The 10,584-nt window shown below is 70.9% G+C and carries 11 protein-coding genes; 7 read left to right on the top strand and 4 right to left on the bottom strand.

What is annotated here, in order from left to right; all coding sequences use genetic code 11:
- Nucleotides 1–120 precede the first annotated feature (120 nt).
- The 3 genes from recR (at nucleotide 121) to RM704_RS43435 (ending at nucleotide 2,474) form a co-directional block, all read left to right on the top strand.
- Nucleotides 121–720, top strand: a complete 600-nt coding sequence (gene recR, locus RM704_RS43445) for a recombination mediator RecR (protein ID WP_033524560.1) — start codon at nucleotides 121–123, stop codon at nucleotides 718–720.
- Nucleotides 713–1,375: a DUF5063 domain-containing protein gene (locus RM704_RS43440; protein ID WP_033524561.1), complete on the top strand. Its 663-nt coding sequence runs from the start codon at nucleotides 713–715 to the stop codon at nucleotides 1,373–1,375. Before recR ends, RM704_RS43440 begins: the two co-directional genes overlap by 8 nt.
- A 163-nt stretch (nucleotides 1,376–1,538) precedes the next feature.
- A complete protein-coding gene (locus RM704_RS43435) occupies nucleotides 1,539–2,474 on the top strand; it encodes a M56 family metallopeptidase (protein ID WP_033524562.1) in 936 nt (311 codons plus the stop codon).
- On the opposite strand, the gene RM704_RS43430 is transcribed toward RM704_RS43435, so the two are convergent.
- Entirely contained in the window at nucleotides 2,471–3,316 is an 846-nt protein-coding gene (locus RM704_RS43430; RefSeq protein WP_033524563.1) for an alpha/beta fold hydrolase, read from the bottom strand. The genes RM704_RS43435 and RM704_RS43430 overlap by 4 nt on opposite strands.
- Entirely contained in the window at nucleotides 3,294–3,470 is a 177-nt protein-coding gene (locus RM704_RS43425) for a hypothetical protein (protein ID WP_192829531.1), read from the bottom strand. Before RM704_RS43425 ends, RM704_RS43430 begins: the two co-directional genes overlap by 23 nt.
- A 303-nt stretch (nucleotides 3,471–3,773) precedes the next feature.
- Here RM704_RS43425 and RM704_RS43420 point away from each other — a divergent pair, with 303 nt between their 5' ends.
- Entirely contained in the window at nucleotides 3,774–4,274 is a 501-nt protein-coding gene (locus RM704_RS43420) for an SgcJ/EcaC family oxidoreductase (RefSeq protein ID WP_033524564.1), read from the top strand.
- Between the two features lie 46 nt (nucleotides 4,275–4,320).
- Here RM704_RS43420 and RM704_RS43415 read toward each other — a convergent pair whose 3' ends face one another.
- Together RM704_RS43415 and RM704_RS43410 are read right to left on the bottom strand one after the other, a co-directional pair.
- Nucleotides 4,321–5,709, bottom strand: a complete 1,389-nt coding sequence (locus tag RM704_RS43415) for an ATP-binding protein (RefSeq protein WP_033524565.1) — start codon at nucleotides 5,707–5,709, stop codon at nucleotides 4,321–4,323.
- Nucleotides 5,706–6,425, bottom strand: a complete 720-nt coding sequence (locus tag RM704_RS43410) for a response regulator transcription factor (RefSeq protein WP_311593381.1) — start codon at nucleotides 6,423–6,425, stop codon at nucleotides 5,706–5,708. The genes RM704_RS43415 and RM704_RS43410 overlap by 4 nt, the downstream gene beginning before the upstream one ends.
- A 342-nt stretch (nucleotides 6,426–6,767) precedes the next feature.
- On the opposite strand from RM704_RS43410, the gene RM704_RS43405 reads away from it, so the two are divergent.
- The 3 genes from RM704_RS43405 to RM704_RS43395 all read left to right on the top strand — a co-directional run bounded on the left by RM704_RS43405 (nucleotide 6,768) and on the right by RM704_RS43395 (nucleotide 10,338).
- Nucleotides 6,768–8,048 carry an aspartate kinase gene (locus RM704_RS43405; protein WP_033524567.1) on the top strand — a complete coding sequence of 427 codons (1,281 nt, stop codon included), beginning with the start codon at nucleotides 6,768–6,770 and terminating at the stop codon, nucleotides 8,046–8,048.
- A gap of 55 nt (nucleotides 8,049–8,103) precedes the next feature.
- On the top strand, nucleotides 8,104–9,171 hold the full coding sequence (locus RM704_RS43400) for an aspartate-semialdehyde dehydrogenase (RefSeq protein ID WP_033524568.1): 1,068 nt from the start codon (nucleotides 8,104–8,106) through the stop codon (nucleotides 9,169–9,171).
- 582 nt (nucleotides 9,172–9,753) lie between these two features.
- Nucleotides 9,754–10,338: a SigE family RNA polymerase sigma factor gene (locus RM704_RS43395; RefSeq protein WP_033524569.1), complete on the top strand. Its 585-nt coding sequence runs from the start codon at nucleotides 9,754–9,756 to the stop codon at nucleotides 10,336–10,338.
- Nucleotides 10,339–10,584: the final 246 nt, after the last annotated feature.

Raw genomic sequence — 10,584 nt, 5'->3', positions numbered from 1 at the left:
CCCCACCCGCTCCTCTCCGCACCCCCGTGCGAGCCCATCCGTGCCCGGCACCGCCTTCCTCGGAGCGGCGGCGGCCGACTACGGTACGTACTGAAAGACACCAGGAAGGACGGGCAGTCCGTGTACGAAGGCGTGGTCCAGGACCTCATCGACGAGTTGGGGCGGCTGCCCGGCGTCGGTCCCAAGAGCGCGCAGCGGATCGCCTTCCACATCCTGCAGGCGGAGCCGACGGACGTGCGGCGGCTCGCGCAGGCCCTCCTCGAAGTGAAGGCGAAGGTCCGTTTCTGCGCGACCTGCGGCAACGTGGCGCAGGAGGAGCTGTGCAACATCTGCCGCGACCCGCGCCGCGACCCGTCCGTCATCTGTGTCGTCGAGGAACCGAAGGACGTCGTCGCGGTCGAGCGCACCCGCGAGTTCCGCGGCCGGTACCACGTCCTCGGCGGCGCGATCAGCCCGATCGAGGGCGTCGGCCCCGACGACCTGCGCATACGAGAGCTGCTGGCCCGCCTGGCCGACGGTACGGTCACCGAGCTGATCCTGGCCACGGACCCGAACCTGGAGGGCGAGGCCACGGCCACGTACCTCGCCCGCATGATCAAACCCATGGGCCTCAAGGTCACCCGCCTGGCCAGCGGCCTCCCGGTGGGCGGCGACCTGGAATACGCGGACGAGGTGACCCTCGGCCGCGCCTTCGAGGGGAGACGATTGCTGGATGTCTGACGCCACGCTGCACGCGACGGGCCACAACCCGGACGACTTCGCCGTCCAGATCGCGGACCAGATCGAGAGCTTCCTGGTCGCCGTCACCGAGGTGGCCAAGGGCGACGAGCCGGACTCGGCCGTGCCCTTCCTGCTGCTGGAGGTCTCCCAGCTGCTGCTGGCCGGCGGTCGCCTCGGCGCGCACGAGGACATCGTGCCGGACGAGCGCTACGAGCCCGACCCGGGCCCCGAGCCGGACGTCGACGACCTCCGCGAACGCCTCGCCGCCATGCTCGACCCGGTCGACGTGTACTCCGAGGTCTTCGACCCCTACGAGCCCCGCAAGGCGCCCGTCCCGGCCCGGATCTCCGACGACCTCGCCGATGTCATCGCCGACCTCCGCCACGGCATGGCCCACTACCGCGCGGGCCGTACCACCGAGGCCCTGTGGTGGTGGCAGTTCTCCTACTTCTCCAACTGGGGCTCCACGGCGTCGGCGACCCTCCGGGCCCTGCAGTCCCTGGTGGCGCACGTCCGGCTGAACCAGCCCCTCGCCGAGCTGGACGGCCTCGACACCGACCAGGAACTGATGGGCGACGAGACCCTGGAGTTCGAGGCGGGCCAGGTCATGGCGGAGGAGATCGCGGGCCCGCTGGGCTTGCGCGAGGTCAAGTAGCCGCGTCGCCCTCGGGCGTCCCGTGACCGTGCGGGGGCTTCTCGAAGGGGTGCTGCGCGTGCGGGTACCGGCGGTAGCGTAGGCACCGTCGTCGTACGAGACGTCCGTACGTCTTCTCGCACCTGCTCGTACCCGCCCCCCGACAGGAACCGGACCCAGTGACGTGACCGTTCTCCTGCTCCTTCTCGTCGCCGTGGCTCTGACCGCCGCAGTGGTGGGCCCTCGTGCCCTGCTCAGGGCGAGGTGGCCCGAGCGGGAACCCGTGGTCGCGCTGTGGGCGTGGCAGTGCCTGGTGGCGGCGGCGCTGCTGAGCTGCCTCGCCGCGCTGGTGCTGGGCGCGGCGGCGGTGTTCGAGACGGTCCGCACGCACGCCTTCGCGCCCGCGCCCCCGGCCGTGACCGCCGCCTACGACCTCACGGCGGCCCCGCCCTGGACGGCCGTGCTGACCCTGGCGCTGGCCTGCGGGGCGGCGTGGAGCGGTGCGATGCTCGCCCGGGAGCTGGTCGAGGCCCGGCGGCGTCGGCAGTTGCGCCGCGCGCACCTGCGCGAGCGCGCCCCCGACCTCCCGGCGGGCCTGCCGCAGGCGCGGGGGCCGCTGCTGGTGCTGGAGGACGAGTACCCGGACGCGTGGCTGATGCCGGGCGCGCCGCCCCGACTCGTCGTCACCACCGGGGCGTTGGGCAGGCTGAGCGACCGTCAGCTGGACGCGGTGCTCACCCATGAGCTGGGCCACGCCCGGGCCCGTCACGACTGGCTGCTCCACCTCTCCACCGCCCTCGCCACGGGCTTCCCGCGCATCCCCCTCTTCGCCCACTTCGCCGACCAGACCCACCGCCTCGTGGAACTCGCCGCCGACGACACGGCGTCGCGCCGCTGCGGCCACCTCACCACCGCCCTGGCCCTCATCGAACTGAACCAGCACCGGGGCGTGTTGAGCTGCTCCAACACCCGCCGGCTGCTGGGCGACCGGGTGGAGCGGCTGCTGGAGCCGCCGCCCCGCCTCGACCGCACCCGGCGCGCGGCAACCACGACGGCCGCAGCGCTCCTCGCTCTCCTCCCGCTCCTCATCGCGTTCGCGCCGGCGCTGGGGACGCTCTAGTACGGCTGCTGTTCCTGGAGGAAGTCCAGCAGTACGGCGGTGAGTTCGGCGGGAGCGTCCTCCTGGACGAGGTGCCCCGCACCGGCGATCGGCTCGAATCGCGCGCCGGGGATGAGGCCGGCCAGCTGCCGCCCCTTCGCCAGCGGAATCCACCCGTCGTCCTCGCCCCAGCAGACCAGGGTCGGGAGGCCGATCTCCCCGTAGCGCCCCTGGATCTCGTCCGTGTGGGCCTGGTTCGCCTGGGCGATCTGCCGGTAGAAGGCGGGCTGCCCGTGTTCGCCGAGCCACGGCTGGACGAGCCGGTCGAGGACGGTCGGGTGCAGTCCGGGGCCGCCGGTGGAGCCGATGTACTCCCGCACGAGGGCCCGGTGCAGCGCGGGCGGCAGCTGTTCGAAGACCTCCGCGTGACGGCCCAGCAGCCGGAAGGAGGGCGTACCCCACGGGGCGAGCGCCACGGGGTCGACGAGGGCGAGCGCGCGGTAGCGGGCCCCGTGCAGCAGGTGGGCCCGCAGGGAGACGGCCCCGCCGAAGTCGTGCGCGACCACGAAGGGTTCGTCCGTCCCCCAGTGCGCCAGCAGCTCGGCGAAGACGCGTCCCTGCGCGGCCAGGGACACGTCCTGGCCGGTGTGCATGTCCGACTCCCCGTACCCGGGCATGTCCCACGCGAACACCTGGTACCGGTCGGTGTCGGCCAGTGCCTGGGCGATGCCGCGCCAGACGTAGGAGGAGAAGGGGGTGCCGTGGCAGAGCACGACCGGTTCCTGCCCGGCCTCCCCGATCGTGCCCCACCGCACGGCCCCCGACGCACTACGGAAAGTCTCAGTCAGCAGCACTTCGCTCATGGCTGTCGGTTACCCCGCGGAACGCCGTCGTCACTGCGGTGCGCAGCGACTCCGGTTCCACGTACGCAGTTCGAGGCGTCGGCTCGGAGTACCAGCGCAGCGGGAACGTGTTGCCGTCGAGGGCGGGGACGCCGACGTAGGTGACCCTGCGCATGTTCGCGGAGTTCGGCCCGAACCGCTGCACGCCGGGCAGCCACGCGTGACCCCACCGGCCCCCCTCACCCTCGGTGCCCCCGCCTGGGTGACGGCGATGGGCCACAAGGTGATCGCGGCGGCACCTCCCTCGGGTCGCCCTTTGCCGAGTGACCGTCCGTCACCCTCCGTGCTTTGGGTGATCCCTGGACGCCCCCTGTACGTCTCCTGCACGGCCCCTAACCGGCGTCACGCGAATCTTGAGTCACTTCCACCGCACAGAAAGCGGAGGCAGTAACACCCCACACTCGCACAGGAGATCGCGATGACCCGCAAGAACCGGATACGCGCCGCCATCATCACCGCCACCGCTCTGGTCACCGCCGGCACGGTCACCGCCGGTGTCAGCATGGCCGGGGCCGAGGCCGCGCCGAAGAAGCCCTCCAAGAAGGAGATCGCGGCACTCTTCGACGGCTGGAACAAGGCGCTGCAGACCGGCAGTTCCAAGAAGGTCGCCGACCGGTACGCGAAGGACGCGGTCCTCCTGCCGACCGTCTCCAACAAGATCCGCACGGACCGCGCGGGCCTCGTCGACTACTTCGACCACTTCCTGAAGAACAAGCCGGTCGGCACGAAGACCAAGACGATCATCAACGTCCTGGACGCCAACTCCGCCATCGACACCGGCTCCTACTTCTTCATCCTCACCGACCCCAAGACCGGTGAGAAGAAGAGGGTCGACGCCCGCTACACCTACGAGTACGAGAAGCGGAACGGCGTGTGGAAGATCGTCAACCACCACTCGTCGGCGATGCCCGAGGGCTGACCGGAAGGAGTCCCTCCCCAGTCGTGGCTGGGCCATACCCCCCGGCTCAGCCACCCCCTTGTCGCGCCGCGCGCAGCGTGAGCGCGACGCACAACCCGCCCCCGGGGGCGTCCTTGAGGGCCACGGTCCCGTTGTCGTCGGTGACGAGTTGCTTGACGACGGCGAGGCCGAGGCCCGACCCGGACTTCCCGGTGAGGCCCTGACCGCGCCAGAAGCGGTCGAAGGCGCGGGACTTCTCGGCGTCCGACATACCGGGCCCCTCGTCCAGCACCGACAGCACCACCTCTTCGCCCCGGGTCTCCACCGAGACCGTGATCGTCGCACCGTCCGGCGAGACCTCCAGGGCGTTGGAGAGCACGTTGTCCAGGACCTGGTCCAGATGACCGGGACTGGCCAGCACGAGCGGCCGGCCGTCGGCACTCCCCCTGAGCGTGATGGTGACTCCACGCTCGTCGGCGGCCGGTCTCCACACGTCCAGGCGCTCCTGGATGACGTCCCGCAGGGACAGCGGTTCCGCCGCCGTCACCTTCGCCTCGGCCCGCGCCAGCACCAGCAGACCGTTGACCAGGCGGCTCATCCGGACCACCTCGGCGGTCGCCTGCTCCACGTCCTCCCGTACGAACTCGTCGTCCACCCCGTCCGCGATGTTGTCCAGCGACAGCCGCAACGCCGTGAGCGGGGTGCGGAGTTGGTGGGAGGCGTCGGCGACGAAGATGCGCTGCGACGCGATCAGGGTGTCGAGCCGTTCGCCCGCCTGGTTCAGCGTGCGCGCCAGGGTCTGTGTCTCCTGGGGGCCGGTCACGGGGGAGCGGGCCGTCAGGTCGCCGTCGCTCATCTTGCTGGCCATCTCGTTGAGCTGGCGGAGGGGGGCTGTCAGGCGCCGGGCGGCGAACACGCCGATGCCGGCGGCGGCCAGGAGGACGAGCACGGCCAGGCCCGCCCGGAAGCCCCAGATCTGCCAGAGCCGGTCCGTGAGGTGGTCGGTGGAGAACTTGATCCGGACGGCGCCGACGACCTCGTCCGTCTGTGTCCGCCCGTCCGGCGAGCGTTCGAAGGCGGGCACGGTGACGACCAGGTTGTCGCCCCAGATGAAGTCGGAGCCCCAGTCGATGGTCTCCTCGCCCTGCTCCAGGGCCTTGGCCAGCGCCGGGTCCGACGTCGGCCGCCGCAGCCTGTCCGGCACGCACCTGTCGGTCGCGGTGACCTCGACCTTCTCCTCGTCGGGCGGGTACGCCCCGGCGAGCTGCGCCAGGGCCTCGCAGGACGCGGTGTCGCCCACGCCCAGCAGCCGGGCCATCGTCTCGGCCTCGCGCTGGACGGCCTCGCTGGTGTCCTCCCGCAGCTGATCCGTGAGCGTGAACGCCACGGGCACGGTGAACAGGGCGATCGCCACAGCCACGAGGAGCACGTAGCTGCGGATGAGCTGACGGATCATGGCGTGCCGTCGCCCTCACGCGCGGAGCCGGCGGTCTCGACCGCCTCGGTGACGATGAGCCGGAACCCGACCCCCCGCACCGCCTCGATCGTGATCGCCCCGGCGAGCTTGCGCCGCAGCGCGGCCACATGGACATCGAGCGTCTTCGTCGGGCCGAACCAGTTCGCGTCCCAGACCGCCTCCATGATCTGCTCGCGCGACATCAGGGCGCCCGGCTCCTCGGTGAGGAAGGCGAGGAGGTCGTACTCCTTGGGGGCCAGTGCCACCTCTGTGCCGTCCAGGTGCACGCGCGCGGCCTTGCGGTCGACGGTGAGGCGGGGGCCGTAGCGGTCGGGGCCGGGGGCGGGCGCGTCGGCGGCGCGCGGCTGCACGCGGCGCATCACGGCCCTTATCCGGGCGATCACCTCGCGCACGCCGAACGGCTTGGAGACGTAGTCGTCGGCGCCGAGCTCCAGTCCGACCACCCGGTCCGTCTCGTCGCTGCGGGCGCTGATCACGATGATCGGCACCTGGCTGCGGACCCGCAGGGCCTTGCAGACGTCCAGGCCGTCGGTGTCGGGCAGCCCGAGGTCCAGGAGGACGACGTCGTACGGGCCGTCGTACGACAGCGCCGCCCCGCCCGTGTTGACCCACTGCACCTCGAAGCCGTATCGCAGGAGCCCTCGTCGCAGGGACTCGGCGACCGGCTCGTCGTCTTCCACCAGAAGTACGCGCACGGCCATGACCTTAGTGCTTGAAAGTTGCGGTTCCGTCGCCGAGAGAGCCGTCCATGGGCTCCCGGTGTGACTCCAGGCACTTTTCCCCGTCCGCGCCGACTGTTCGGCTACGACCTGGGCAGAGACGTTCCCGGAGCGGTCGAGGGTCCGTGGCGAGAAGCCGGGTGTAACCGGTGGAAGGTCCGGAGAAAACCCAGAGGATCAAAGGGTGAGCGGGACATCTCACCATGCGGTACCAGGGAAGCGATATTCGACCGCTCGATAGACTGAGCCGACCGCCGCAGCACGTGTGAGTACGTGCGTATGTGCGGATAAGGGACTGAAACGGAGCGAGGAGCGCACGTGGGCCTTGTCGTGCAGAAGTACGGAGGCTCCTCCGTAGCCGATGCCGAGGGCATCAAGCGCGTCGCCAAGCGGATCGTGGAAGCGAAGAAGAACGGCCACCAGGTGGTCGTCGTCGTTTCCGCGATGGGCGACACGACGGACGAGCTGATCGATCTCGCCGAGCAGGTGTCACCGATGCCTGCCGGGCGTGAGTTCGACATGCTGCTGACCGCCGGAGAGCGAATCTCCATGGCGCTGCTGGCCATGGCGATCAAAAACCTGGGCCACGAGGCCCAGTCGTTCACCGGCAGCCAGGCGGGCGTCATCACCGACTCCGTCCACAACAAAGCCCGGATCATCGACGTCACGCCGGGGCGCATCCGGACCGCGCTGGACGAGGGCAACATCGCCATCGTCGCCGGGTTCCAGGGTGTCAGCGCGGACAAGAAGGACATCACCACCCTCGGCCGCGGCGGGTCGGACACGACCGCCGTCGCGCTGGCCGCCGCGCTGGAGGCCGAGGTCTGTGAGATCTACACCGATGTCGACGGCGTCTTCACCGCCGACCCGCGGGTCGTGAAGAAGGCCCGGAAGATCGACTGGATCTCCTCCGAGGACATGCTCGAACTGGCGGCGTCCGGTTCGAAGGTGCTACTGCACCGCTGTGTCGAGTACGCCCGCCGCTACAACATCCCGATCCACGTCCGCTCGTCCTTCTCCGGACTGCCGGGCACCTGGGTCAGCAACGAGAAGCCAGAGTCGCAAGGGGACCACAAGGTGGAGCACGCCATCATCTCCGGAGTCGCCCACGACGTCTCCGAGGCCAAGGTCACGGTCGTCGGCGTCCCGGACAAGCCGGGCGAGGCCGCCGCGATCTTCCGCGCCATCGCGGACGCCGAGGTCAACATCGACATGGTGGTGCAGAACGTCTCCGCCGTGACGACCGGGCTGACGGACATCTCCTTCACCCTCCCCAAGACCGAGGGCCGCAAGGCCATCGACGCGCTGGAGAAGAACAAGGCCGGCATCGGCTTCGACTCGCTGCGCTACGACGACCAGATCGGCAAGATCTCCCTGGTCGGCGCGGGGATGAAGACCAACCCGGGCGTCACCGCGTCCTTCTTCGAGGCGCTGTCCAACGCGGGGGTGAACATCGAGCTGATCTCGACCTCCGAGATCCGTATCTCGGTGGTCACGCGCGCCGACGACGTGCCGGAGGCCGTGCGCGCCGTGCACTCCGCCTTCGGGCTCGACTCCGACAGCGACGAGGCCGTCGTCTACGGAGGCACCGGACGATGACGGTCCGTTCCTCCCGTGCGGACGACGGCGGCATCGGTCACGGCGTCGACCGCTGATGGCCGTGGATGCCGGGCGAACCGGCAGGCCGACACTCGCGGTCGTGGGCGCGACCGGGGCCGTCGGCACCGTCATGCTCCAGATCCTGTCCCACCGCGCGGACATCTGGGGCGAGATCCGTCTGATCGCCTCCCCGCGCTCGGCCGGCCGCAAGCTGGCCGTGCGCGGGGAGCAGGTCGAGGTGGCGGCCCTGTCGGAGGAGGCCTTCGACGGGGTCGACATCGCCATGTTCGACGTACCGGACGAGATCGCGGAGCACTGGGCGCCGATCGCGGCGGCCAAGGGCGCGGTCGTGGTCGACAACTCGGGCGCCTTCCGGATGGACCCGGAGGTGCCCCTCGTCGTCCCCGAGGTCAATGCCCACGCCGCCCGGAACCGGCCGCGCGGGGTCATCGCCAACCCCAACTGCACGACCCTCTCCATGATCGTGGCCCTCGGCGCGCTGCACGCCGAGTTCGGGCTGCGCGCCCTGGTGGCCTCCTCGTACCAGGCGGTCAGCGGCGCGGGACGGGCAGGCGTGGAGACCCTGCGCCAGCAGATCGCCCTGGTCGCCGGTACGGAACTGGGGACCACCCCCGGTGACGTGCGGCGGGCCGTGGGCGACAACACAGGGCCGTTCCCGGAACCGGTGGCGCTCAACGTGGTGCCGTGGGCCGGGGACCTCCGCGCGGACGGCTGGTCCTCGGAGGAGATGAAAGTGCGGGACGAGTCCCGCAAGATCCTCGGGCTGCCGAAGCTGCCGGTGGCCGTGACCTGCGTACGGGTGCCGGTGGTCACCGCGCACTCCCTCACCCTGCACGCCCGCTTCGAGGGCGAGGTCACGGTCGCCAAGGCGCGGGAGATCCTCGCCACCGCCCCCGGGGTCGTCCTCTTCGACGATCCGGGCGCGGGGGAGTTCCCCACGCCGGCCGACGTGGTCGGCACCGACCCCACCTGGGTGGGGCGCCTGCGCCGGGCCCTCGACGATCCGACGGCCCTGGAACTCTTCGTCTGCGGCGACAACCTGCGCAAGGGCTCCGCCCTGAACGCGGTCCAGGTGGCGGAGTTGGTGGTCAGGGGGGCTTAGGGCACGTGCGGTGCCCGGTCGGGCACCCCGCGGTGCCCGGTCGCTCGGAGGGTGACGGTGATCGGGCGACCGCGGCGTCGGCCCCTGTCGGTGGTGGCGTGTAAGTTCTTCGAGTCGGCGGTGCCACGGGCGGAGGATTTCCGGCCGGACCGTCGCCGGATCTCCGGGTTGATTCAGGCCTCCCGGTGATCGAGGATTTTCCTCCCCGTCCGCCGCAACCGCGCGGCGGACGGGGAGCGTCTTTACCAGGCGCCCTTCGGCGGGGCTGGGCGCCAACACTTGGGGCATAGGGGAAGAGCTGGTACGCATGAGGGCGTTCGACGCGCTGTCCGGTGTTCGGTGGGTCGTACCGATGGCTGCGCGCTGCGTGCCGAGGGACAGGGCCGCCGTACCCGACAGCGCACATGCCGTACGGACACGTGTGCGGTCTGACGCAAAAGTAATGCCTGTTCCGTACAACCTCGACGGGGGGATGCGGGTCCAACAGGCGTGGCAGAGGTTCTCGATTTCACCGCGGTACAGACGAGGGGCACCACCCTTCGTCCACCCCGCCGTCCCCGCGCGTCCGGTTCGGCCGGCGGCATGCCGGTGATCGCGCCGATGCCCGCGGCGCGGCCGACCCGCATACCCAGCCAGCGCGACGGCGCGGACGACACGTCGACGGTGCCGGCCTCCGGTACGACGGTCGACCACCTCACCGAGACCTACCGCGCGCACTACCGGTCGCTGCTGGGCCTCGCGGCGCTCCTCCTCGACGACACCGCCTCCTGCGAGGACGTCGTCCAGGAGGCGTTCATCCGCGTGCACTCGGCGCGCAAGCGTGTCCGCGACCCGGAGAAGACGCTCGCCTATCTGCGCCAGACGGTCGTGAACCTCTCGCGCTCCGCGCTGCGCCGCCGCATCCTCGGCCTGAAGCTGCTGTCGAAGCCGATGCCCGACATGGCGAGCGCGGAGGAGGGCGCCTACGACCAGCTGGAGCGTGACTCCCTCATCAAGGCGATGAAGGGGCTCCAGCGGCGGCAGCGCGAGGTCCTCGTGCTGCGTTACTTCGCCGACATGACCGAGGCCCAGGTCGCTGAGACGCTCGGCATATCGCTGGGTTCGGTGAAGGCGTACGGCTCGCGGGGCATCGCGGCACTGCGCGTCGCCATGGAGGCGCCCGCATGAGCACGCACGGCAGGGACGACGGACCGGACAGGCACGACGGACCGGACAGGCACGACGGTCCCGACAGGCACGACGGTCGGGACGAGCTCGGTGCCCGGAGGCGTGCCTCCTGGGGGCGCCGGGACGAGGACGAGCGCGCGGAGGAGCGCGGGAACGAACGCGCGGAGCGGCGCGGGCGGGACGGGCGCGTCGGGGGGCGCGGGCTCGAGGAGCACGAAGAAACGCAATCGCACGCTGGGAACGGAA

Source organism: Streptomyces gottesmaniae (assembly GCF_031845845.1).
GTDB lineage: Bacteria > Actinomycetota > Actinomycetes > Streptomycetales > Streptomycetaceae > Streptomyces > Streptomyces akebiae.
Note: the sequence above shows the minus strand (reverse complement) of the source record. Positions and strands in the feature narration are given on the sequence as shown.

What these genes read in the sequence shown, in the direction of transcription:
- RM704_RS43400 (WP_033524568.1), top strand. Translation starts at nt 8,104, where the DNA reads ATGGCCGTGGATGCCGGGCGAACCGGCAGGCCGACACTCGCGGTCGTG.
- RM704_RS43395 (WP_033524569.1), top strand. Translation starts at nt 9,754, where the DNA reads ATGCCGGTGATCGCGCCGATGCCCGCGGCGCGGCCGACCCGCATACCC.
- RM704_RS43425 (WP_192829531.1), bottom strand. Translation starts at nt 3,470, where the DNA reads ATGCGCAGGGTCACCTACGTCGGCGTCCCCGCCCTCGACGGCAACACG.
- RM704_RS43420 (WP_033524564.1), top strand. Translation starts at nt 3,774, where the DNA reads ATGACCCGCAAGAACCGGATACGCGCCGCCATCATCACCGCCACCGCT.
- RM704_RS43430 (WP_033524563.1), bottom strand. Translation starts at nt 3,316, where the DNA reads ATGAGCGAAGTGCTGCTGACTGAGACTTTCCGTAGTGCGTCGGGGGCC.
- RM704_RS43440 (WP_033524561.1), top strand. Translation starts at nt 713, where the DNA reads ATGTCTGACGCCACGCTGCACGCGACGGGCCACAACCCGGACGACTTC.
- RM704_RS43415 (WP_033524565.1), bottom strand. Translation starts at nt 5,709, where the DNA reads ATGATCCGTCAGCTCATCCGCAGCTACGTGCTCCTCGTGGCTGTGGCG.